Annotated in this window: 23 protein-coding genes; 12 read left to right on the top strand and 11 right to left on the bottom strand. The window is 68.9% G+C overall.

Going from position 1 to position 21,285, the window contains the following annotated elements:
* Nucleotide 1 precedes the first annotated feature (1 nt).
* A complete protein-coding gene (locus SK854_RS46580; RefSeq protein WP_319981626.1) occupies nucleotides 2-751 on the top strand; it encodes an arylamine N-acetyltransferase family protein in 750 nt (249 codons plus the stop codon).
* Here SK854_RS46580 and SK854_RS46575 read toward each other — a convergent pair.
* Nucleotides 706-2,406 (bottom strand): glycoside hydrolase family 5 protein, encoded by a 1,701-nt coding sequence (locus tag SK854_RS46575; RefSeq protein ID WP_319981625.1) that lies wholly within the window; start codon nucleotides 2,404-2,406, stop codon nucleotides 706-708. The genes SK854_RS46580 and SK854_RS46575 overlap by 46 nt on opposite strands.
* 88 nt (nucleotides 2,407-2,494) lie before the next feature.
* On the opposite strand from SK854_RS46575, the gene SK854_RS46570 reads away from it, so the two are divergent.
* Nucleotides 2,495-3,055: a PadR family transcriptional regulator gene (locus tag SK854_RS46570; protein WP_319981624.1), complete on the top strand. Its 561-nt coding sequence runs from the start codon at nucleotides 2,495-2,497 to the stop codon at nucleotides 3,053-3,055.
* Nucleotides 3,052-4,347, top strand: coding sequence for an FAD-dependent monooxygenase (locus SK854_RS46565; RefSeq protein ID WP_319981623.1), 1,296 nt, complete (start codon nucleotides 3,052-3,054; stop codon nucleotides 4,345-4,347). Before SK854_RS46570 ends, SK854_RS46565 begins: the two co-directional genes overlap by 4 nt.
* On the opposite strand, the gene SK854_RS46560 is transcribed toward SK854_RS46565, so the two are convergent.
* A complete protein-coding gene (locus SK854_RS46560) occupies nucleotides 4,268-5,026 on the bottom strand; it encodes a DUF72 domain-containing protein (RefSeq protein WP_319981622.1) in 759 nt (252 codons plus the stop codon). The genes SK854_RS46565 and SK854_RS46560 overlap by 80 nt on opposite strands.
* 72 nt (nucleotides 5,027-5,098) lie before the next feature.
* Between SK854_RS46560 and SK854_RS46555 the strand changes: the two genes are divergently transcribed.
* The 3 genes from SK854_RS46555 to SK854_RS46545 are packed head-to-tail and all read left to right on the top strand — an operon-like array spanning nucleotide 5,099 to nucleotide 6,323.
* Nucleotides 5,099-5,386, top strand: a complete 288-nt coding sequence (locus tag SK854_RS46555; RefSeq protein ID WP_319981621.1) for a type II toxin-antitoxin system Phd/YefM family antitoxin — start codon at nucleotides 5,099-5,101, stop codon at nucleotides 5,384-5,386.
* Entirely contained in the window at nucleotides 5,374-5,781 is a 408-nt protein-coding gene (locus SK854_RS46550) for a type II toxin-antitoxin system VapC family toxin (RefSeq protein ID WP_319981620.1), read from the top strand. The genes SK854_RS46555 and SK854_RS46550 overlap by 13 nt, the downstream gene beginning before the upstream one ends.
* Nucleotides 5,782-5,819: 38 nt before the next feature.
* Complete coding sequence (locus SK854_RS46545; protein WP_319981619.1) at nucleotides 5,820-6,323, top strand: DUF2199 domain-containing protein; 504 nt, start codon at nucleotides 5,820-5,822, stop codon at nucleotides 6,321-6,323.
* Here the strand turns inward: SK854_RS46545 and SK854_RS46540 are convergent.
* The gene (locus SK854_RS46540) at nucleotides 6,274-6,816 is read right to left on the bottom strand and encodes an HAD domain-containing protein (protein ID WP_319981618.1); all 543 of its coding nucleotides are present in this window, start codon (nucleotides 6,814-6,816) and stop codon (nucleotides 6,274-6,276) included. The two genes, SK854_RS46545 and SK854_RS46540, sit on opposite strands and share 50 nt — an antisense overlap.
* Before the next feature lie 59 nt (nucleotides 6,817-6,875).
* On the opposite strand from SK854_RS46540, the gene SK854_RS46535 reads away from it, so the two are divergent.
* The gene (locus SK854_RS46535) at nucleotides 6,876-7,193 is read left to right on the top strand and encodes a hypothetical protein (RefSeq protein WP_319981617.1); all 318 of its coding nucleotides are present in this window, start codon (nucleotides 6,876-6,878) and stop codon (nucleotides 7,191-7,193) included.
* A 46-nt stretch (nucleotides 7,194-7,239) separates the two neighbouring features.
* Here SK854_RS46535 and SK854_RS46530 read toward each other — a convergent pair whose 3' ends face one another.
* The 4 genes from SK854_RS46530 to SK854_RS46515 all read right to left on the bottom strand — a co-directional run bounded on the left by SK854_RS46530 (nucleotide 7,240) and on the right by SK854_RS46515 (nucleotide 11,979).
* Nucleotides 7,240-9,348 carry a 3-hydroxyacyl-CoA dehydrogenase NAD-binding domain-containing protein gene (locus SK854_RS46530; protein ID WP_319981616.1) on the bottom strand — a complete coding sequence of 703 codons (2,109 nt, stop codon included), beginning with the start codon at nucleotides 9,346-9,348 and terminating at the stop codon, nucleotides 7,240-7,242.
* A complete protein-coding gene (locus SK854_RS46525; RefSeq protein WP_319981615.1) occupies nucleotides 9,345-10,559 on the bottom strand; it encodes a thiolase family protein in 1,215 nt (404 codons plus the stop codon). The genes SK854_RS46530 and SK854_RS46525 overlap by 4 nt, the downstream gene beginning before the upstream one ends.
* A gap of 92 nt (nucleotides 10,560-10,651) precedes the next feature.
* Complete coding sequence (locus SK854_RS46520) at nucleotides 10,652-11,101, bottom strand: ABA4-like family protein (protein WP_319981614.1); 450 nt, start codon at nucleotides 11,099-11,101, stop codon at nucleotides 10,652-10,654.
* Nucleotides 11,098-11,979, bottom strand: coding sequence for a hypothetical protein (locus SK854_RS46515; protein WP_319981613.1), 882 nt, complete (start codon nucleotides 11,977-11,979; stop codon nucleotides 11,098-11,100). Before SK854_RS46515 ends, SK854_RS46520 begins: the two co-directional genes overlap by 4 nt.
* A gap of 59 nt (nucleotides 11,980-12,038) precedes the next feature.
* Here SK854_RS46515 and SK854_RS46510 point away from each other — a divergent pair, with 59 nt between their 5' ends.
* From SK854_RS46510 to SK854_RS46500, 3 genes are all read left to right on the top strand, one after another.
* Nucleotides 12,039-12,683 (top strand): MerR family transcriptional regulator, encoded by a 645-nt coding sequence (locus tag SK854_RS46510; RefSeq protein ID WP_319981612.1) that lies wholly within the window; start codon nucleotides 12,039-12,041, stop codon nucleotides 12,681-12,683.
* Nucleotides 12,684-12,848: 165 nt separating this feature from the next.
* The gene (locus SK854_RS46505) at nucleotides 12,849-13,355 is read left to right on the top strand and encodes an RNA polymerase sigma factor (RefSeq protein ID WP_319981611.1); all 507 of its coding nucleotides are present in this window, start codon (nucleotides 12,849-12,851) and stop codon (nucleotides 13,353-13,355) included.
* Complete coding sequence (locus SK854_RS46500) at nucleotides 13,352-14,095, top strand: hypothetical protein (RefSeq protein ID WP_319981610.1); 744 nt, start codon at nucleotides 13,352-13,354, stop codon at nucleotides 14,093-14,095. Before SK854_RS46505 ends, SK854_RS46500 begins: the two co-directional genes overlap by 4 nt.
* 45 nt (nucleotides 14,096-14,140) lie before the next feature.
* On the opposite strand, the gene SK854_RS46495 is transcribed toward SK854_RS46500, so the two are convergent.
* A complete protein-coding gene (locus SK854_RS46495) occupies nucleotides 14,141-17,314 on the bottom strand; it encodes a S8 family serine peptidase (protein WP_319981609.1) in 3,174 nt (1,057 codons plus the stop codon).
* Nucleotides 17,315-17,418: 104 nt separating this feature from the next.
* Between SK854_RS46495 and SK854_RS46490 the strand changes: the two genes are divergently transcribed.
* Nucleotides 17,419-17,943: an HIT family protein gene (locus tag SK854_RS46490; RefSeq protein WP_319981608.1), complete on the top strand. Its 525-nt coding sequence runs from the start codon at nucleotides 17,419-17,421 to the stop codon at nucleotides 17,941-17,943.
* Nucleotides 17,944-17,987: 44 nt separating this feature from the next.
* Here SK854_RS46490 and SK854_RS46485 read toward each other — a convergent pair whose 3' ends face one another.
* Together SK854_RS46485 and SK854_RS46480 are read right to left on the bottom strand one after the other, a co-directional pair.
* Entirely contained in the window at nucleotides 17,988-18,482 is a 495-nt protein-coding gene (locus SK854_RS46485) for a GNAT family N-acetyltransferase (protein WP_319981607.1), read from the bottom strand.
* A 93-nt stretch (nucleotides 18,483-18,575) separates the two neighbouring features.
* A complete protein-coding gene (locus SK854_RS46480) occupies nucleotides 18,576-19,175 on the bottom strand; it encodes a TetR/AcrR family transcriptional regulator (protein WP_319981606.1) in 600 nt (199 codons plus the stop codon).
* A 70-nt stretch (nucleotides 19,176-19,245) separates the two neighbouring features.
* Here SK854_RS46480 and SK854_RS46475 point away from each other — a divergent pair, with 70 nt between their 5' ends.
* Nucleotides 19,246-19,893: an O-methyltransferase gene (locus SK854_RS46475; RefSeq protein ID WP_319981605.1), complete on the top strand. Its 648-nt coding sequence runs from the start codon at nucleotides 19,246-19,248 to the stop codon at nucleotides 19,891-19,893.
* A gap of 33 nt (nucleotides 19,894-19,926) precedes the next feature.
* Here SK854_RS46475 and SK854_RS46470 read toward each other — a convergent pair whose 3' ends face one another.
* Nucleotides 19,927-21,216, bottom strand: a complete 1,290-nt coding sequence (locus SK854_RS46470; protein WP_319981604.1) for a ribonuclease D — start codon at nucleotides 21,214-21,216, stop codon at nucleotides 19,927-19,929.
* Nucleotides 21,217-21,285 lie beyond the last annotated feature (69 nt).

The raw sequence follows: 21,285 nt of genomic DNA, 5'->3' as shown, positions 1-21,285 counted from the left end.
GGTGGACGACTACCTACAGCGCATCGGCGCCTCACGCACGTCGTCGTTGGCGGAGCTGCACGAACGGCACCTGCTCAGCGTCCCGTTCGAGAACCTCGACACCCACATGGACACCCGGATCGTGCTGGAGATCCCGTGGCTGCACGACAAGATCGTGGTGCGGCGCCGTGGCGGGTTCTGCTACGAGCTCAACGGGATGTTCGCGGAGTTGTTGCGCGACTTGGGACACGAGGTCGACCTGCTCGCGGCGCGGGTGTACGGCGAGGGGCAGCGGCTCGGGCCGCCGTTCGACCACATGGCGTTGCTCGTGGACGGTGCCTGGCTGGCGGACGTCGGGTTCGGGTCCTTCGCGCTGCACCCGCTGTCGTGGACGTCGCGAGAGGACCAGAAGGACCCGGGCGGCGTGTTCCGGCTGGCGGACAACGGCGACGACGTGGACGTGTTCCACGACGGAACGCCTGCCTACCGGCTGGAGCGCAGGCCGCGTGAGCTGGCGGAGTTCGTGCCGACCTGCTGGTGGCAGCAGACCTCGCCGGAGTCGCACTTCCGCAAGGGGCCGATGGCGACCCGCGCGTTGCCGGTCGGGCGGATCACCGTGACGGACAAGAAGATCGTGCTGACGGAGAACGGCCACAAGACCTCGACCGACATCGAGGACCCCGCGGCCGCTTTCCTTGACTATTTTGCCATTGGGTTCGAACAGAGTCACTTCCTGCAGAGCAACGCGTCCGGGGTCCTGCGCCAGTTGTAGGCGACACCGGCGATGTGCTCGTCCTGCGCGCACTGGCCCTTGTAGTGCCCGTTGGCCCAGTCGCCGCCCTGGTCCGGCCGGTTGTCACCCCGGTCGAACCAGATGACGCGGGTGGAGGATCCCTGCGCGACGGGCGCGCAGATCAGCGTGAAGTTCGCGTAGCCGACGGCCGCGTTTCCGTTCGGGCACTGGAGCTTCGTGTACCCGGACGCCCAGTCGTTGGTCACGTGCTGCTCGTTGGTGACCCTGGTCGTGTTGCTCCACTGTGGACCGCTGACGCACAGGCCGCGGTTGCCGGTGTGGCTGATGCCGACGAGCTTCTCGCTCTGCGGGCACGATTCCTTGATGAGCTGGTTCCAGCGGGTCTCGCGCGGGATCTGCCCGGTGCGGCCGGAGGCGTTGACGAGACGGTTCCACGCGCCGGCCCGCCAGTCGTCGCCGTCGTTGACGCCCATGCGGTTTCCGGCGGCGTCCCAGTGCAGCAGCGCCCATCCGTTGCCGCCGCGGTTGGTGTGGAAGCCGACCAGCGGCCAGTACGCGAAGTCGGTGTCGTTCGCGATCAGCTGGTTCACGAACCGCTCGAACCAGTCGCGCGCCACGGGGTTGTTCTCGCCGCGGCCGCCGACGCCGAACTCGCTGATCCACAGCGGTGCGGTGAAGTGCTTCTGCGCCTCGGTGATGAAGAACGCCTGGCGCTGCAGGACGTTGATGTGGTCCTGCGGCGAGAGGTCCTGGTAGCGGGGGTCGCTCGTCTCGCCGATCCCCGAGGCGCCGCTGTGGTTCGGGCCCGTGTAGCCGTAGAAGTGGGCGGAGTAGACGAGCTTGTCGGGGTTGGCGAGCGTGTGGCTGAGGAAGCGCGCGGGCTCCAGCGTCGGGCGGCCGTGCGCGAAGCCGTCGACCGGGATGCCGGTCCAGTTGATGCCCTCGACGACGACCAGCAGGTCCGGTGCGGTCTGCTGGATGCGGTCCGCGGCCTGCTGCGAGGCCTTGTGCCAGTCGTGGTCGTTGCCCCAGCCCCAGTTCGGGTCGTCCCAGACGTTGCGGCGCACCTCGTTGTAGAGGTCGGCGCCGACGACGCGCTTGTTCGCCTTGAAGCGGTCCGTCATGAACGCCCAGTCGTTGATCCACTGGTCGGTGCTCTGGCTGGTGTTCCACCGCTCGTTGCCGTCGACGCCGCAACACCAGCGGGACGTCGTCGTGTGGTTGTTGAGGATGACGGCGAGGTTGTTGCGGGTCAGCTCGGCCACGACCGCGTCGTAGACCTCGAGCGGCCGCTTTCCGTTGAGCTGCGCGTCTTTCAGACCGTTGACGGGGTTCGTGTCCTTGATCATCTGGTTGGAGAACGGCAGTCGGACGCTGTTGACGCCGATCTCCTTGAAACCACTGATGATCGTGGCCATGGTCGCGCGGTCGAGTCCGAGCGGGACCTGGTCGGCCTTCTCGCCGGAGTGGTGGTTGGCGGGGTCGTTGATGTCGCCGGAACCGGTGTAGGTGCCGCTCGCACCGTGCCAGTTGCCGGACTTGAGCTTGAAGCGGTCGCCGTTTGCGTCGACGATCCACCGGCCTCGGGTGCTGAGGGGGCCGGTCCAGGCCGCCTCGTCCGCGTGCGCTTGCACGGGAGCCACGAGACTCGCGGCCAGGAGCAGGGGAGCCAAGACGCGAATCGTTCTCATATCTGAGCAGGCTAGTTGACAACCGGGGTGCTGCATCAAATACTCGGAACCGAGCGATCGGAGCCGAGTGATGAAGAACCCGCTGGGTATGGCGGTGCTGGGATTGCTGATGGAGTCGCCTTTGCACCCACACGCGATGGCGGCCACGTTGCGCGAACGCGGCATGGACAGGTCTTTCAAAGTCACGACAGGTTCGCTCTACGACGTGGTGCGCGCGCTCATGCGTGAAGGCTGGATCGAGGCGCGCGAGACGGTGAAGGTCGGTGCCCGGCCGGAGCGGACGATCTACGGGCTCACCGCGGTGGGACGGGAGGAGTTCACCCGCTGGGTCGACCGGCTGGTGCGCGAACCGCAGCCCGAGTTCCCGAAGTTCCTGTCCGCCGTCAGCTACCTCGGCGCGCTCGGGCCGTCCGGCGCGGCGGAGGCGTTGCGGGAGCGGGCGGAACGGTTGCGGGCGTCGCTGGAGGAGATGCGCGGCTCTCATCGGGCCGCGCTGGAGCAGGTGCCGCGGCTGTTCGTGGTGGAGGTCGAGTACGCGGTACGGCTGGCGGAGGCCGAGCTCGGGTGGGTCGAGGAGATCATCGGCGACGTCGAGTCCGGACGGCTCGCGTGGCCGGAGGTGCCGCGATGACGGTTCTGGTCGCCGGCGCGGGCCCGGCGGGGTTGATGGTGGCCGCCGAGCTCGCCCTGGCCGGCGTCGAGGTGGCCGTGGTGGACGCGGCGCCTGAACGGTTTCCGCATCCGCGTGGCTTCACGTTGTCCGCGCGCAGCTTGGAGTTGCTCGACCGGCGCGGGCTCGCCGACCGGTTCCTCGCTGAGGGACCCGTTGTGCCGTACGGGATGTTCCTACCGGGGATGGGCCTCGACTTCTCCGTGATGGACACCGATCACCCGTACGCGCTCGGCATCGCGCAGAACCGCGTCGAGGAGCTGCTGGAGGAGTGGCTCGCCGAACTCGGCGTGCGCGTCCAGTGGGGGCGTGAGGTGTCGGACTTCTCGCAGGACTCCGATGGTGTCGACGTCGTCGTCGGCGATGAGCGTTGGCGTGTCTCGCATCTGGTCGGATGCGACGGCAGCCGCAGTGTGGTGCGCAAGCGTGCGGGCATTGCTTTTCCTGGCGTGGACGCGACTTCGCACGGGTTGATCGCGGATGTCGAGGCCGACTTCGACGCGCTGGCGACGGGCGAGGTGTTCGTGCTGCCCCGGCCGGGGTACGTGCGGATCGTTCTGGATGAGCCGGACCCGCGCTCCGGTGCGGTCGAGCTCGCCTACGTCCAGGAACTGCTGAACGCGCGCCTCGGCCGGGTGGTGCCGCTGGGGAGGCCGTTGTGGCTCAGCAGGTTCTCCGACGCCGCCCGGCAGGCGGAGAGCTACGTGCGTGGCCGGGTGATCCTGGCCGGGGACTCCGCGCACGTCCATCCACCCGCGGGGGCGGTCGGCGTGAACGTGGCGCTGGCCGACGCGATGAACCTCGGCTGGAAGCTGGCCGCGACCGTCTCCGGCCGGGCGCCGGACGGCCTGCTGCAGACCTACCACGACGAACGGCATCCGGTGGGTGCGCGCGTGGTGCGGACGACGCGAGCGCAGTCGTTGCTGGGTCGCGAGGACCTCTCGCCGGTGCGAGACCTTCTAACAGAGCTGAGCGCGGTGGCGGGCAAGTACCTCGCCGAACTCGTCACCGGTGTCGACACGCGGTACGACCCGCGCATTCCCGGAGACCACCCGCTGCTCGGGCGCCTGGCGCCGAACCTCGCGGTGGAGGTCGGCGGCAGGTCCACGACCGTCGCGGAGCTGCTGCGTCCCGGCCGGCCGGTGCTGCTCGACGACCTCGGCGGTGTGCTGATCAGGCCGGACGGGCACGTCGCCTGGGTGGCCGACCCGGAGACGCTTCCCGCGGCGCTGCGGACGTGGACCGGGCCATGAGGCTCAGCGCGTTGTGCGGAGCGGCGCCGTGCATGGTGTTGTCGAAGTAGACGTAGGTGTCGCGGTCCCACTCGTGGATCTTCCCGGCCCACTCGTCGAGTTGTTCGTCGTCGTAGGAGCTGATGTACAGCTCGTCGTGGCCGTGCAGGCGGACGTAGGCGAAGTCGGCCGTGACCGCCTCGATGCACGGGAACGTCGGCGCGTCCGACACGACGTGGGCGACGTTGTGCGCGTGCAGCAGGGTGAAGTAGGCGTCGTCGCGGAACGACTCGTGGCGTGGCTCGACGGCGTACCGGCCCGGTGGAAGAGCGGCGAGGAAGTCCGTCAGGACCGCCCGGTCGAACCGCAGGGTCGGTGGCAGCTGCCAGAGCACCGGGCCCTGCTTCGGGCCCAGCGCGAGCGAGCCGACGAAAGCCTTGAGTGGTTCTTCGACGTTCCGCAGGCGTTTGACGTGCGTGATCAGCTTCGGGCCCTTGACGGCGAACGTGAAGTCCGGCGGGGTCTCCGCGACCCACTTGCGGTAGTTCGACGGCGGTTGCGGGTGGTAGAAGGAGCTGTTGATCTCGATGGTGCCGACGTGCTCTGCCAGGTGGCCGAGCCAGCGTCGCTGGGGGATGCCGCGGTAGAAGCCGTCGCGCCACTCCGGGTAGCGCCAGCCCGACGTACCGATCCTGATCACGCCCTCCGGGTAACCCGGCGTCGGTGTAGCTACTCTGTAGCACTTATTGATGGTTTGAGCTACAGTGGTGGCATGCAGCAGCTCAAAGCCATCGGCCAGCGTGAGCTCCGCAACGACAACGCGGAGATCATGCGGCGCGTCGAGGCGGGTGAGAGCTTCGTCGTCACCCGCAACAACAAGCCTGTCGCCCAGCTCTCGCCCTATCGCGCGGAGGTCGTCTCGAAGCCGTCGCTCGGCGAGGTGCAGGTGCTGTTCGGGACCCTGCCGTCCGTCGACGCGGACCGCTGGGACGCCGACCGGCGCGCCGCCGACGAGGTGTTCGGCGCGGACGACCCGCTGGAAGACCCGTGGCAGAGCTGAGCTGCCTGCTCGACACCTGCGTGCTGATCAGGCTGGAGCGAGCGAACCTGGGCGAGTACGTGAACGCCCGGCCGTTCCTGAGCGCCGTGACGATCGCGGAGCTGGCGTTCGGGCTGGACATCGATGATCCCGTCGAGCGGTTCGCCCGCTCCGAGCGGTACTACGCGGCGGTGCAGACGTTCGAGGTGCTGCCGTTCGGCGTCGAGGAGGCCAAGGTCTACGGGCAGATGGCCTCGCTGGTGCGGCGGGCCGGCCGATCACCGCGGCCGCGGCGGATGGATCTGCAGATCGCGGCCACGGCGGCGGTCGCGGGCCTGCCGGTGCTGACGATGAACGTCAAGGACTTCAAGGACGTCGAACGGCTCGTGAAGGTCGTGCCGATCCGTCAGGTCTGAGCGGAGCAGGGCAGGCCGGCGACTCTAGGCTGGCCGCCATGATTTCTCCGGGGTTCACCTGCTCTTGCTGCGGTGAGGTGCACGACGGCCTTCCGTTCGGGTACTCGATGGTCGCGCCCGTGTACTGGTCGCCGGACGTCGCCGAGAAGCCCGGCAGCTTCCTCTCTGGGGAGCAGTGCGTGATCGAGAAGGAGCACTTCTTCGTGCGCGGCCGCATCGTGCTGCCGGTGCGCGACGCGGAGGAGGACTTCGAGTGGGGCGTGTGGGTGTCGCTCTCGCCGGCGAACTTCTTCCGCATGACCGAGGTCTTCGAGGACCCGGCCCGCGTGAACGAGCCGCCGTACTTCGGCTGGTTGTCCACGACCCTGCCCGGCTACGAGCCCACCACGCTCAACCTGAAGACCAACCTGCACACGCAGGAGATCGGTGTGCGGCCGTTGGTCGAGGTCGAACCCACCGAGCATCCGCTCGCGGTGGAGCAGCGGGAGGGCATCACCGTCGCGCGGGTGCAGGAGTTCGCGGAGACCGCGTTTCACCAGTGAGAAACGCCCGGACCCGCTCCAGGTGATCCACCCCGATGCCCTCGCGCGGGTCGACCGGCACGAGCAGCGTGTCCGGCCTGTTCGACGCCCACTCCTGGTCGCGTGGCTGGAAGTCGTCGTCCAGCCACGCGATCGGACGCGTCCCCGCCCACTCGGTGATCGCCGGAACCTTGCCGTGGTGGCCGTCGGCGTGATCGGCACCGCGTCCGCCGAAGTCGATCCACTCCAGCTCGGGCAGTCCGATGCGCGGCCCGATGAACTCGTTCGCCTCGTGTTCCCACGTCGTCGCCCACACCAGATCCGCGTCGGCGGCCGCAGCGAGCGAGAGCAGCCACGGGCCGTGCGACGGGTCCAGCCACACTCGCAGGGGCCGGAAAAAACCGTACGGACGGATTCGATGCGTGGTGTAGCCGGGCGGGCGTCGGGTCGGCTTCGCCATGAACGGGTTCAGCGGGCCGTCGACGTCCAACAGGATCGCAGGACGCGAGAACATGACCTGATCGAAACATCCGAACGGCTAATGATCCCGCGATTCATCCCGATACGTGACACATGACTGTCACGGACATCGCGACGTGGGGGACGGCGGACCACGTGCGGGCCGCGCTCGAACGTCAGCTCGAAGGCGCGCTGGTAGAGGTTCCCCACGACGACGACTCACCCCGCTGGGCGTTCAGCGAGGCGCTGCGCAGGTCGTTGATGCTGCGCCAGAAGAACCCGTTCGACGTCGTCGCGATCGGCATGCCGGATCTGCTGCGTTACCGGGACCTGGTGGCGGGCTCCGAGGTGACGTTGCGCGCCACGAACATCGACGCCTACTTCATCCGCGAGGACGGCAGCGCGGAGCAGTACGTGCCCGAAACGGAGTGAAGCCCCGGCTCCGTCGAGAGAGCCGGGGCTTCAGAACCACCACACACTAGGCAGGCACGGAAGCCACGCCCGGTGCCAGGAAACGCTTGCCCGTGACCTTCTCCGAGATGCCGGTGCGGTCCAGGTACGGCGTGATGCCGCCCAGCCAGAACGGCCACCCGGCGCCCAGGAGCATGCACAGGTCGATGTCCTGTGCCTCCGCGACCACGCCCTCGTCGAGCATGATCCGGATCTCCTCGGCCAGCGCCTCCAGCGCGCGGGACTTGACCTCGTCACCGGTGAGCGGCGAGGAGCCGAACTCCCACAGCGCCTGGACCTCGGGGTCGACGGTCTGCTTGCCAGTCGAGTCCCACTGCCAGACAGCGCCCTTGCCGGCGGCGACGAACTTCTTCATGTTCTCCGACACCGTGAAGCGGTCGGGGAACGCGCCGTGCATCGTCTCCGACACGTGCAGCGCGACGGCGGAACCGACCAGCTGCAGCAGGATCATCGGCGACATCGGCAGGCCCAGCGGCTCGGTGGCCTTGTCGGCGACCTCGAACGACGTGCCCTCGTCGACCGACTTGATGACCTCGCCCATGAAGCGGGTCAGCAGGCGGTTCACGACGAACGCGGGCGCGTCCTTCACGAGCACCGAGGACTTCTTGAGCTGCTTGCCGATCGAGAACGCCGTGGCGAGCGTGGCGTCGTCGGTCTGCTCGGCGCGCACGATCTCCAGCAGCGGCATGACCGCGACCGGGTTGAAGAAGTGGAAGCCCACGACCCGCTCGGGGTGCTTGAGCTTCGACGCCATGTCCGTGATGGACAGCGACGACGTGTTCGTGGCCAGGATCGCCTCGGCGGAGACGTGCTCCTCGACCTCGGCGAACACCTGCTGCTTCACGGCGAGGTCCTCGAACACGGCCTCGATCACGAAGTCGGCGTCGGAGAACGCGGACTTGTCGAGCGAACCGGAGACCAGCGCCTTGAGGCGGTTCGCCTCGTCCGGCGAGATCCGCTTCTTGCCCGCCAGCTTGTCGATCTCGCTGTGGACGTAGCCGACGCCCTTGTCCACGCGTGCCTGGTCGATGTCGGTCAGCACGACCGGCACGTGCAGGCGGCGGATGAACAGCAGCGCCATCTGCGAGGCCATCAGGCCCGCGCCGACGACACCGACCTTGGTGACCTTGCGCGCCAGCGACTTGTCGGGAGCACCGGCCGGACGCTTCGCGCGCTTCTGCACCAGGTTGAACGAGTACAGACCCGCACGCAGCTCGTCGCTCATGACGAGGTCCGCGAGGCCCTCGGTCTCGGCTGCGTAGCCCTTGTCCAGGTCGTTCTCGCGCGCCAGCTCCAGCAGCTCCAGCGCCTTCAACGCGCCGGGCGCCGCGCCCTTGGTCTTGCCGTGCACGATGGCCTTGGCCCGCGCGACGGCCGCGTCCCACGCGTCACCGCGGTCGATCTCCTTGCGCGGCACCGTGATCTCGCCGCGCACGACACCGGACAGCCACAGCAGCGACTGCTCCAGGTAGTCGGCGGAGTCGAACAGCACGTCCGCGATGCCCAGGCCGAGAGCGTCCTTCGGCTTGAGCATCTTGTTCTGGTTCAACGCGTTCTCGAAGATCACCGTCACGGCGTCGTTGGCGCCGATCAGGTTCGGCAGCAGCTGCGTGCCGCCCCAGCCGGGGAACAGGCCCAGGAACACCTCGGGCAGCGCGATCGCGGCCGCGTTCGACGCCAGCGTGCGGTAGTGGCACGACAGCGCGAGCTCCAGGCCACCGCCCATGACCGCGCCGTTGACGAAGGCGAAGGTCGGGATGTCCGAGTCGGTGAACTTCTTGAAGACCTCGTGGCCCAGCTGGCCGATCGTGACGCCCTGCGAGCGGTCCGTCGCCTGCTCCACGGCCGTCAGGTCCGCGCCCACCGCGAAGATGAACGGCTTGCCGGTGACGGCGATCGCGGCCGGGCTCGCGGCGTAGGCCTCGTCGAACGCGGCGCCCAGAGACACCAGCGACTGCGGGCCGAACGTCGACGGGCGAGTGTGGTCCAGGCCGTTGTCGATCGTGATGAACGCGACCGGCTTGTCCAGGCCCGGCACCGAGATCAGACGAGTCTTGGCAACGGTGACGACCTCGTCGGGGAAGATCGCCTTTGCTTCCTCAGCGGTGATGGTCACTTGCCACTCCAGTTCGGGTTCTCCCAGATGACGGTCCCGCCCATGCCGATGCCGATGCACATGGTGGTGAGGCCGTAGCGCACGTCCGGACGCTCGGCGAACTGACGCGACAGCTGCGTCATGAGGCGCACGCCCGAGGACGCCAGCGGGTGGCCGGTCGCGATCGCGCCGCCCCACTGGTTCACGCGGGCGTCGTCGTCGGCGATGCCGAAGTGGTCGAGGAACGCGAGAACCTGGATCGCGAACGCCTCGTTGACCTCGAACAGGCCGATGTCCTCAATGGACAGACCGGCGCGCTGGAGTGCCTTCTCCGTGGCGGGAACCGGGCCGATGCCCATGACCTCGGGCTCGACACCCAGGAACGAGTAGCCGACCATCCGCATGCCGACGGGCAGGCCGAGCTCGCGCGCGGTCTCCTCCTCGGCGAGGATGCAGCCGGTCGCGCCGTCGTTCAGACCGGCCGCGTTGCCCGCGGTGATCCGGCCGTGCGGGCGGAACGGCGTCTTGAGCTTGGCCAGGTCGTCGACCGTGGTGCCCGGACGCGGCGGCTCGTCGGCCGTCGCGAGGCCCCAGCCGTTCTCCGCGGAGCGGGTCGCGACGGGCACGAGCTCCGGCCCGATCTTGCCGTTCTTGATCGCGTCGGCGTACTTGGCCTGCGAAGCGGCCGCGTACGCGTCGGTGCGGTCCTTGGTGATGTGCGGGAACCGGTCGTGCAGGTTCTCCGCGGTCTGCCCCATCACGAGCGCGCTGGTGTCGACGATCTTGTCCGACAGGAAGCGCGGGTTCGGGTCGACGCCCTCGCCCATCGGGTGCCGGCCCATGTGCTCGACACCGCCCGCGATGGCGATGTCGTAGGCGCCGAACGCGATGCCGCTCGCGGCCGTGGTCACGGCGGTCATCGCGCCCGCGCACATGCGGTCGATCGAGTAGCCGGGGACCGACTTCGGCAGGCCCGCGAGCAGTGCGGCGGTGCGGCCGAGCGTGAGGCCCTGGTCGCCGATCTGCGTGGTCGCGGCGATGGCGACCTCGTCGACCCGCTCCGGCGGCAGCTCGGGGTGCCTGCGCAGCAGCTCACGGATGACCTTCACGATGAGGTCGTCTGCACGGGTCTCGGCGAAAATCCCCTTGGGGCCGGCCTTGCCGAACGGCGTGCGGACGCCGTCGACGAAGACCACGTTCCGAACGCGTGCCGGCGCTGCTGGTGCGGCCACGGCGTCTCCTCCACTTGTGGTGACAACTCTGTCCACTACCGGTCGGATTGCGCGACATCCTTACCGGTCGGTAACGCCAACTCTAACCCTAGTTACTGGTGAGTAACCACTGCCGTGCCCCTGTTCGTTGTGTCACACACCTTGCGCACGATCAGGAACAGCGGCAACCCGACCGGGGCCAGCAGGATGGTGATCACCAGAACGGGTGCCATGATCAGCGGGTTGACGTCGAGCCGGCGCCCTTCGAGGTACATCCAGCGTCCGACGAACAGGTCCCACGCGATCATGTGCGCCCACACCAGCGCCGCGCCGGTCGGCGTGCTCATGAACTCGGCGAGCGCGCCGAGCTCGGGCCTCGTGACCAGCGGCAGCAGCTCCGGCAGCACGGGGATCATCAGCACGATGTAGATCACGACAGGCGGCAGCACGATCAGGTACGACTCGGCGATCTTCCGCGTCCACGACCACTTCGGCGCGAAGATCATGAGCAGCCAGAACGGCGCGATCAGCAGGAACGTCAGGTCGAACAGGGTGGCGGTCATGCGTCCACGAGCTCCTTCTTCGGTGCACGCGCCCACACCACGCCGAGTGCGGTCGCGACGATGATCCCGGCGAGCGCGAGCAACGTCGTGCCGTCGGGCTGGATCAGGGACTGGCCGCGCAACGCCTGCCAGGTCACGAGCAGGAAGATCCCCAGGAACGACCCGCTGAGGACCCACGCGAGCTTGGTGTTGGCGCGGGTGCCGAGCAGCGCGATCAGCAGCGGCAACACCTGCAGGGCGTGCATGCCCACGAAGTGCCCGACCCTCAGGTCGCCGTGTTCGGTGCTCCAGCCGGTGATCGCCATGTAGGCGCCGCCGTCGGCCGCGCCGATCGTGTGCGAGCCCAGGGTGCCGCCGTCGAGGGCCTGACCGGGCTTCGGCTGCGTCATCAGGAATCCGACGCCGAGTCCCAGGAACGAGATGACGAGCCCGAGCCGGATCGACCACGACAGCGCCTGGTTCTCGATCTTCGTGCGCCACAGCAGGATCGCGACGATCGCGTGCGTCACCCACAACACGACGATCGTCATGCCCATGATCGAGAACAACACCCCGTCGAGCGGCGTCTCGAAGTTGAAGTGACTGCGCTTGCCGCGTACGACCTGCCCGACGATGACGACCATCTCCGCCGCGCCCGCCGCCGCCAGCACGGTGCCCGCCCACCAGCCGACGCGCTGGAACCTCTTCAGGAACGTGAGCAGCCACGCCAGCGTGAACGCGTAGAGCGCCAGCGACACGGCGAACTTGAACGGCTTGAGCCAGATCGGCGAGTTGACCAGCATCCGGTCGTCGACGAGCAGCCCGATGAGCGAGATCGGGATCAGCAGCGCCATCGACCAGCCGAAGAGGACTAATGGCCGGTGCCATGTGCGAAGCATCTCTTTACCCCCTGTATGGATAGCAGCACTCTCTACTATCCGGAAGCTACACTATCCATATGCGTGTTGGCGAGCTTTCGAAGAGAAGCGGCGTCGCGGTGCCGACGATCAAGTACTACCTGCGCGAGGGACTGCTGCCCGCCGGCGTGCTGACCAGCCCGAACCAGGCCCACTACGACGAGGAGCACCTGCGCAGACTCCGGCTGGTGCGTGCTCTCGTGGACGTCGGCGGCCTTTCCATCGCGTCGGTGCGCGAGGTCCTCGCCGCCATCGACACCCGAGAGTCGCTGCACAAGAAGCTCGGAGCCGTGCAGGAGGCGATCAGCCAGCCGGGCACGACCGAGCTCGACCCGCTCGCGATCGAGGACGTCCAGGCCTTCTTCGCGCGGCAGGGCGAGACCGAGTGCGCCGACGTCACCGAGAGCAACGTGACCCACATGCTCGCGGCCGCGCTGTCCGCCGCCCGCTCGGTCGGCCACGACCACTTCCGCGACCTGCTCGACCCCTACCTGGAGGGGCTGAAGATCATCGCTCAGGCCGACGTCGACTACATCGCGAGGCAGAGGTCGCGCGACGACGTCATCGAGGCGATGATCATCGGCACCCTCATCGGCGACGCCGTCCTCAAGGCCGTCCGGCGGCTCGCACACGTCCAGGTGTCGCGCGACGTGATCGGCGACGGGCCCGTCGACTCAACGTCCTGAACTGATATATCGGCCGATATATCAGTTCGGTACACCTCCCACCTGCGCCTTAGCAATGACTCTTTGGACTTCGTCCGCAAATGGCTCGTTGCAAAGAGCTGGAGGGAAAGTGGCAGCGGGGTGAAAGAGCGGGCGTCCTGCCGGACATGACCCAGGGTGGAGCAGGTGGACGTGGAACCGCGCCAGACGGGTTTCGAGGCCGTCGCGCAGGAGCTGATCGAGCCGCTGCGCCGGTACCTGGCGCGGCGGACCGATGCCGCGACCGCGGACGACGTGCTGTCCGAGACGTTGCTGGTGGCCTGGCGCCGCCGCGCCGAGATGCCGGCCGAACCGCTGGCCTGGGCGTACGCCGTCGCGCGCAACTGTCTCGCCAACGCGGAACGGACGCGGCGCAGGCAGGACCGGTTGCTCGTGCGGATCTGGCAGCTCGCCAGACCGCCGGAGCACGCGCCGGCCCGTGACGACCCGGATCCGGGGCTGGCCAGGGCACTCGCGCGGTTGTCGGCCGCGGACGCCGAGCTGATGCGGCTCTGGGCGTGGGAGGAGCTCGGGCCCGCCGAGATCGCACAGGTCGTCGGGATGAGTGCCAACGCGGTCAGCATCCGCCTGCACCGGGCACGCCGGAAGTTGAAGTCCCTGCTGGACGAGCAGGCGGAAGGAGAGCGGCCATGACGGACGACGACCTGCGCGACCGGATGCGCCGCGCCGATCCGGCGGCCTCGTTGCGCCCGCTGCCTGATGGCGAGGCGCGGCGACGGGTGGCCGGGGCCGCGCTCGACGTTCCCGTCGCACCGCGGGTCTCCTCGCGAAGGCTGCCGGTGCTCGTCGGTGCCGCGGCGGTGATCGCGGTGGTCGCCGGGGTGCTCGTGGCGAGCAGTGGTGGTTCCGGGCAGGCGCCGGGCCCGGACGTCGCGTTGCCGACCTCGACCCGGCCCGGTCTGGAGAACGGCTCGGGACTGCCCGACAACAGCGGCGGACGGCCCACGACCAGCGGTCAGCCGCGGCCCGGCACCAGCACCTCGCAGGCGCCGCCGCCGACCACCACGTCGTCCAGCGGACGCAAGACCACGGTCGCCGTGCTCACGGAAGCGCCGGTGGATCCGGAGGTCCGGTGCCGCAAACCGGAGGCGGCGGTTCTGCAGGAACGCGCGCAGATGGCGTTCGAGGCCACTGTGCTGCGGGTCGAGGGCAACGTCGTGACGCTGCAGGTGCATCGTTCGTGGACCGGTGAGGCCGACCTCGTCGAGGTGCGGAACACGACCAACTCGCCGGTGCTGGCCGGGTTCGAGCCTGAGATCGGCCGCAGGTACCTCGTCGCGGCGAGCGACCTGCAGGTGATGGGCTGCGGCTACAGCGGACTCGACGAGCCCGAGCTGCGCGCGGTCTACGACGAGGCGTTCCCGAAGCGCTGAACGCAACGGCGATGCGCCCGGTGTGGGCGCATCGCCGTTTCGCCGTTACTTAGTCAGGTAGGCGTTGATCACGGTCTGGGTGACCGAGTCACCGCCCTTGCCCACGGCCGTGGCCCGCAGCGAGACACTTCCGCCCCTGGCCGGGTTGAGCACGAACATCGAGTCGCCGAAGACCAGCGTCCGCTGCCAGGTGGCGCCCTTGTCGTAGGACACCTGCGCGGTCAGCGACCTCGCCTTGCCCTGCACGGTCAGCGGGATCCGCTGGAACCGGTGCGCGGGCAGGGTTCCGTCGAGGCCGAGGTCCGGCGTGAAGCGGACCATCGACAACGGCACCTGCGTGACGCCCGAGGTCGTGGCCGAGTCGAAGCCCCACGTCGTCGTGACCGACGTGCTGATCGCCGCGACGCCCGAACGGTTCGCCGTGGTGGTCAGCTCGTAGCGGCCGGGAGCCTGCGGCAGGGAGAAGAACGTCTCCAGGTCGAGCGGCCGGTCGGTCGAGTCGACCACCTTGCCGCCGAGCTTCAGCACCGTCGACCCCGACTCGACGACCGACCCGCCGGAGCGGCCCTGTCCGTCGGCGAAGAACGGCAGGCTGCCGTAGAGGACGTCCCCGTCGCGGTACAGGCCGACGCGGCGTTCGGTGGTCAGCGCCGGTCCGAAGACGCCGGTGTTGAACGTCTTCTTGTAGGTGCGTCCTGGCTTGAACTGCTCGTCGTCGGCGTTCCAGTACGCCTCGGTGCCGTCGGCGTTGTCCTGCTCGAAGCGGAAACCCCAGGTGTGCTTGGGGGAGTAGAGGTACATCTTCCTGGTGTGCGGCAGGGCGTACCCGAAGGCGACGCCGAACAGCGGGCTGTCACCGAGGGCGGCGCTGGCGAACAGGTAACCGGTGCGGCCCTCGGCGGTGGCGCCCGACGAGGCCTCGATGGTCACGAGGTCCTTGGACTTCAGCTGCTTGCCGTAGCCCGTCCAGAACTTCGTGAGCGTCGTGGACTGGTCGGCGAGGTGGAACTCCTCGCGATCGGCGCCGGTGTAGGAGGCGACGACCAGTTCGTTCATCTCGCCGGGCTTGCCCTCAGGACCGACGTGCGCGGTGTTGAGGACGCTGAGCGGCAGGCCCAGCAGGCCGAAGCCGTACTCCATCGACGGCATCTTGTGGCCGACCCTGATGTACGAGTGGCGCTCGGCCGGGTTGCCCGGCCACCCGATGTCGACGGGCTTGGCCTGGCGGGCGTCGAGCGTGATCGTGGTGTCGGCGCCGACCTCGATGTTCGTGCCGTTGAACCAGTTGTACTCCGCGTTCGGCTGGTCCGGCGAGACCCACTGGCGGCCGGTCAGCAGGTAGCGGCCCTTCGGCACGCGCAGCGACTCGAGTCCGGTGCCGAGACCGACGTAGTCGCCCTGCGCGTCCCCGGTGACGCCCTGCAACTCCGCGCGCCAGTCCGCGGCGGGCTTGCCGTCGCTGCCGATCGCCTTGACCGTGACGGTGTAGCGCTCGGCTTCGCGCGTCACGGCCGCAGGGGTCACCACGGACTGGCCGCCGCCGGTTGCGTTGATGTACGCGCTGAACGTGCCGGACGCGTCACCACCGATCTTGGTGTCGGCGGTCAGCGTGGTGGCGGCGGTGCCGTGCGCGGGCACGGTCACAGTGGCGTCCTTGAGCGTGAAGAAGCCCTGCGGCGCGGCCGTGTCGACCTTGAGCGTGAGGGTGACCGGTTGGTCGCCTTCGTTGCGGTAGAAGACATCTCGCGTCATCGGGACGTCGTCGTGGTGCGGCCACAACGCCGTGCCGAAGGAGACCGAACCGGACGAGACGGTCTGCTTGATCGCCTTGGCGACGTCCGTGCGTCCGGCGCCCTGCTCGAACGGGTCGTGCGCGCCGGGCTTCGCCGACGCCATCAGCGCGGCCTTGATCTGGTCGCCGCGCCAGTCGGGGTGCACCTGGGCCAGGATCGCCGCCGCGCCAGTGACGTGCGGGGTCGCCATCGACGTGCCGTTCAGCGAGATGTAGCCCTCGGCGGGCTTGGGCATGGTCTCGCCGAGCCTGCCCGCCGCCGCGGCGCCGATGCCGACACCGGGTGCGGTGATGTCCGGCTTGATCGCGCCGTCACCCTCGCGCGGACCGGTGCTGGAGAAGCTCGCGAGCTTGTCGTCGCGATCCACGGCACCGACGGTGAGCGCCGCGTCCGCGCTGCCGGGAGAACCGACGGAGTTCGGGCCGTAGTTGCCCGACGCGATGACGAACAGCGTGCCGGTCTCCTGCGAGAGCCTGTTGATCAGGATCTCCATCGGGTCCAGCAACGGGCCGTCCTCGCCGCCGAGGCTCATGTTGACGACGTCCGCCTGCTGCTCGACCGCCCACTCGATGCCCGCGAGGATCCCGGACTCGTAACCGGACCCGTCGTCGCCGAGCACCTTGCCGTCGAGGATGCGCGCGCCAGGCACCACACCCTTGAACTTCCCGCCCGACTTCGCCCCGGTGCCGGCCGCGATCGACGCGACGTGCGTGCCGTGACCGACGCGGTCCTGGTTGTCGGGGGACTCGGAGAAGTTCTTCTCCGCGACCTCCTGCGTGGCGAGGTCCGGATGCGTGTTGTCGACGCCGGTGTCCAGCACGGCGATCTTCACGCCCTTGCCGTCGAACCCGGCCTGCCACGCCTGCGGAGCCCCGATCTGGGCGGTGCTGCGGTCGAGCGCGGCCTTGCGCACCGCGTCCAGCCAGATCGTGGTCTTTGCCGCGCGGCCGTTCGCCAATGACTTCCACACGTCCGGCGCGGTCTCGGCGGTCACCGTGACGGCGTCCACGCCGATGCGGCTGAACGAGCGCGCACTCTGCAGCCCGGACCCCGCCGACACGAGCACGCCGAGACCCTTGCGCTTGGTGTACTCGGGCCTGCTCAGCAGCGCGAGGTCGAACAGGCGCCGGTCCAGCCGGCCCTCGGTGATCATCGGCTCCACGTCGGCGGGCACGGCGTAGAGGTGCGTGCCGTCCTCTCTCGTGGAGACCATGATGTGCTCGCGGCCCGGTGCGGCCTTGAACTGCTGGGGCTTGCCCTTGTCGTCGGTCAGCACCTGGTCACCCGTGATGAGGGTGATCCACTGCTGCTCGGCCGATGCCGGCGCGCTCGTGGTGCCGGCCGTGGTCGCGGCGGCGGGGGTGGCGCCGCTCAGGGCCGTGGCCAGCACGAGGCCGGCCATGGCGAGGGGGAGATGAGGTTTCAACGGAGGCCTCTCCTAGGGACGGACAACTCCTCGGCGGCATATGTCCGTCACCCGGCCTCGATATTTCGCAACGGCAACTGTCAACACTCCGGTACAGCTGGATCATGACCAGCCGCGTCCCCTGGGACCCCGACAGCTACCTCGCGCTCGCCCGCCGCGCCTGCTTCGTCTGCGAACTCCTCGCCGGCAACCCGGACTACCCGCACCACGTCGCCTACCGGGACGGGGTCGCCATCGTCTTCGCGAGCAGGTTCCCGTCGGTGACCGGCCACTTCCTCGTGGCGCCGGTCGAGCACCGCGAGCACGTCATCGCCGACTTCACGCCCGACGAGTACGCGGCGATCCAGAACGTCGTGCACCGGGCGGGCAGCGCCCTCAGTTCGTTGCTGCCCGTCGAGCGCTCTACGTGCTGTCGCTCGGCAGCCAGCAGGCCAACCGGCACGTCCACTGGCACCTCGCCCCGCTGCCGCCGGGGGTGCCATACGAAGATCAGCAGATCGCCCTGTTCGAGGCATCTCGCGGCCATCTCGACCTGCCTGACGACGAGGTCGCAGACCTCGTCCGGAGGCTCGGCGAGCGCATGGCCAACTGATATATCGGCCGATATATCAGTTGGCGGCATCCTGTGACCTGCGGCTTAGCAATGACTCTTTTGACTTCGTCCGCAAACGAGTCATTGCAAGGGGAGGTGCAGCAGCCAGCGGGCCTCGCCGTCGTGGACCTCGTCGGTGTCGGTGAGGCCGGCGGAGGTGGCGACGGCGGCGGAGGCGTGGTGGTCGGGATGGACGTGCGCGATCACGGTGTGGATCGGCTGGGTGCGGAGCCAGGTGACGAGGCCCTGGGCTGCTTCGCGGGCGATGCCGCGGCCCTGCCACGAGGTGCCGACGACCCACGCGATCTCGGCGGTGTGGTCGGCGAAAGTGATCGTCGCCTGGACGGTGCCCGTCAGGCGGTCTTCGTCGCGGAGCCGGATCACCCAGTTCAGCCAACGCACGGCTGGGTCGGGGGAGCCCTCGGCCAGGCGTTCGTAGCGGGCGAGGAGGGCTTCTGCGGAGAGCGGGGTGCCGCCGATGAAGGTGTGCAGGGCCGGGTCGGACAGCACCTCCGCCATCTCGGCGGCGTGCTCGGGTCGCAGCGGCAGCAGGTCGAGGCGGGCGGTGCTGATCAACGTGGAGTGCCCTTTGCAACGAGTCTTTTGCGGTCGAAGTCCAACGAGTCATTGCTAAGCGGCAGTTCAGGGGGTTGCGGCTTGGCCGATATATCAGTTGGGGCGGTGGTGGCGGTGCAGGAAGGCGGCGACGAGGTCGTCGGTGAACGTGCGTGGGACGGGTGAGCCGGTGACCAGCACGCGGTAGTAGACGGGGCCGACCAGGTGGTCCAGGGCGGCGTCGACGTCGAGGTCGGCGGGGAGTTCGCCGCGTTCGATCGCGCGGTCCAGGGGGAGGCGGTCGCGGGCTCGCTGGTGGCTCAGGTGGTCGTCGCGAAGCCTGGTCGCCAGTTGTGGGTCGTGCTGGGCCTGGCCCGTCAGGGCGCGGAAGACGGCGCCCGGGTCGGAGTCGGTGAGGAACTCGGCCACGTTCGCCAGGTGGGTGCGCAGGTCGGTGCCGAGGTCGCCGTGGTCCTGCGGGGTCAGGTGTTCGGCCATGTCCTCGGTGAAGGCTTCGAGCAGCACGTCGACCTTCGACGGCCACCAGCGGTAGATCGTCTGCTTCGCGACGCCTGCCCGTGCGGCTATGCCCTCGATGGTCACGCCGGCGAAGCCGCGTTCGGCCAGCAGGTCGTCGGCCGCCTCCAGGACTGCCTGCCTGGCCTCTTCGCTGCGTCCGTGCCGGTTTCCGCGGTGCGCGGTGCTGCTCTCCATCGGCCACCTCCAGGAGCCGTACCTTAGTCAGGGCTAGTCTAGACGCAACGTTGCGTCTACTCTGGCGGCCATGACCATCACATTGCACGAGCCTCGGGTTCGTTCGGTTCTTGACCGGCTCTTCGGCGCCGCGGCGTCCGACGACGACCACTTCGACGCGCCGGCCTGGGGTGACCTGGGGTCGGCCAGCGCGCAGGAACGTGCTGACGCGTTGGCGGGCATCTACATGCCGATATCCGCGCGCGGGGGAGATCTTCTCTACGGGCTGGTGCGGGCGAGCCGGCCGGACACCGTCGTCGAGTTCGGCACGTCGTTCGGCATCTCGACGCTCTACCTGGCGGCGGCGGTCGCCGACAACGGCAAGGGGCGCGTGTACGGGACCGAGATGTCGGAGGTGAAGGTCGCCACCGCGCGGAAGAACCTCGACGAGGCGGGGCTCGGTGGGGTCGCGACGATCCTGCCTGGAGATGCCCGGCGCACGCTGGCCGATCTCAAGGGGCCGATCGGGCTGGTGCTGCTCGACGGCTGGAAGGAGCTTTGCCTGCCGGTGCTGCGGGATCTGGAGTCCCGGCTCGCGCCCGGAGCGCTCGTCGTCGCCGACGACATCGACCAGGAGTCGATGGCCGACTACCTCGCCTACGTGCGCGAACCGGCCAACGGGTACGTCAGCGTCGCATTTCCGGTCGAGGACGGCATGGAGATCAGCTGCCGTGCGTGATCTGACCACGCACGGCAGCTGATATATCGGATATCAGTTAGCGGGCTCAGAAGGAGGAGTCGCGGCAGGAGGCGCAGGCGGAGGTGCCGTCGCCGCCAGGGCCTTCGTGAGGGCTTCCAGCGTGAGGTCGATCTGCCACGACCTGGCCCCTCCGTCGCGCAGCACGGTGGCCACGGATTCGGGGGAGAGGTCGGCCGGCGGTTGCCAGCAGGTGCGGCGCACCAGGTCGGGCAGCAGCAGGTTCTCCACCGGGAGGGTGTTGGCCTCGGCGATGGTCGCCAGTGCCGCACGGGTCGCGGCCAGGCGGGCCGCGGCGTCCGGGTCCTTGTCCGCCCAGCGGTTGGGCGGCGGCGGGCCGTCGTGCTGGCCCGCGGGTTCCGGGAGCTCCGACTTGGCCAACGCGCCCGCCTTGCGCAGGGCGTTCATCCAGACGCTGGACATGCGCCGCTGGGAGCGGCCGCGGAAGACCGGCAGAGCGAGAAGTTCGGCCTCGTTGGCCGGGTTGCGGGCGGCTGCCTCCATGAGAGCTGAGTCCGGGAGGACTCGGCCTGGGGCTATGTCGCGGTCGCGGGCCACGGCGTCGCGGGCTTCCCACAGCGCACGCACGAGGGCCAGTTGCCTCTGGTTGCGCACGCGGTGGATACCTGACGTGCGCCGCCAGGGGTCGGTACGGGGACGCGGCAATGGCGCCATCCGCACCGCCTCGAACTCTTCGAGCGCCCAGGCGAGTTTGCCCTGGCGCTCAAGCTCGGTTTCGAGAACGTCGCGCAGCTGCACGAGCAGCTCCACGTCGAGAGCGGCATACGTCAGCCAGTCGGCAGGAAGGGGCCGGCGCGACCAGTCGGCCGCGCCGTGCCCCTTCTCGAGCCTAAAACCGAGTAGCCGTTCCACCAGCGTGCCCAGTGCGACACGGTCGAACCCAGCCAGCCTGCCCGCCAGCTCGGTGTCGAACAGCACGCCGGGTCGCAGCCCGAGTTCGGCGAGGCACGGCAGGTCCTGAGACGCCGCGTGCAACACCCACTCAGTGCCATCCAACGCCTGCACCAGTGGATCGAGCCGTCCGCCTAGGGCGATCGGATCGACCAACCAAGTGCCGGCGCCTTCCCGGCGCAGTTGCACCAGATAGGCACGCTGTGAGTAGCGGTAGCCCGAGGCTCGCTCGGTGTCCACCGCGACCGGGCCCTTCGCCCCGGCGAGCGCGTCAGCGGCTCGCCGGAGCGCAGCTTGATCGGCGACCACGGGCGGGACCCCATCAGCAGGTTCCGTCAGCGGTACCGGATCTGGTCCGGTTGGTGCGGTTGGCTCGTCGGCGGGTACATCCACAGCGGATGACCCTACGACGATCGCACCACTCACAGGTGTTCTCGGCCGGTTCAGTGCTTCAAACCGGTA

It is taken from the genome of Lentzea sokolovensis (assembly GCF_033949975.1).
In the GTDB taxonomy this organism is placed as follows: domain Bacteria; phylum Actinomycetota; class Actinomycetes; order Mycobacteriales; family Pseudonocardiaceae; genus Lentzea; species Lentzea sokolovensis.
Note: the sequence above shows the minus strand (reverse complement) of the source record. Positions and strands in the feature narration are given on the sequence as shown.

Excerpts from the sequence above, each read along its gene's own strand:
- SK854_RS46570 (WP_319981624.1), top strand. The coding sequence starts at position 2,495 with ATGAAGAACCCGCTGGGTATGGCGGTGCTGGGATTGCTGATGGAGTCG.
- SK854_RS46565 (WP_319981623.1), top strand. The coding sequence starts at position 3,052 with ATGACGGTTCTGGTCGCCGGCGCGGGCCCGGCGGGGTTGATGGTGGCC.
- SK854_RS46555 (WP_319981621.1), top strand. The coding sequence starts at position 5,099 with ATGCAGCAGCTCAAAGCCATCGGCCAGCGTGAGCTCCGCAACGACAAC.
- SK854_RS46545 (WP_319981619.1), top strand. The coding sequence starts at position 5,820 with ATGATTTCTCCGGGGTTCACCTGCTCTTGCTGCGGTGAGGTGCACGAC.
- SK854_RS46540 (WP_319981618.1), bottom strand. The coding sequence starts at position 6,816 with ATGTTCTCGCGTCCTGCGATCCTGTTGGACGTCGACGGCCCGCTGAAC.
- SK854_RS46535 (WP_319981617.1), top strand. The coding sequence starts at position 6,876 with ATGACTGTCACGGACATCGCGACGTGGGGGACGGCGGACCACGTGCGG.
- SK854_RS46520 (WP_319981614.1), bottom strand. The coding sequence starts at position 11,101 with ATGACCGCCACCCTGTTCGACCTGACGTTCCTGCTGATCGCGCCGTTC.
- SK854_RS46515 (WP_319981613.1), bottom strand. The coding sequence starts at position 11,979 with ATGCTTCGCACATGGCACCGGCCATTAGTCCTCTTCGGCTGGTCGATG.
- SK854_RS46510 (WP_319981612.1), top strand. The coding sequence starts at position 12,039 with ATGCGTGTTGGCGAGCTTTCGAAGAGAAGCGGCGTCGCGGTGCCGACG.
- SK854_RS46500 (WP_319981610.1), top strand. The coding sequence starts at position 13,352 with ATGACGGACGACGACCTGCGCGACCGGATGCGCCGCGCCGATCCGGCG.
- SK854_RS46490 (WP_319981608.1), top strand. The coding sequence starts at position 17,419 with ATGACCAGCCGCGTCCCCTGGGACCCCGACAGCTACCTCGCGCTCGCC.
- SK854_RS46480 (WP_319981606.1), bottom strand. The coding sequence starts at position 19,175 with ATGGAGAGCAGCACCGCGCACCGCGGAAACCGGCACGGACGCAGCGAA.
- SK854_RS46475 (WP_319981605.1), top strand. The coding sequence starts at position 19,246 with ATGACCATCACATTGCACGAGCCTCGGGTTCGTTCGGTTCTTGACCGG.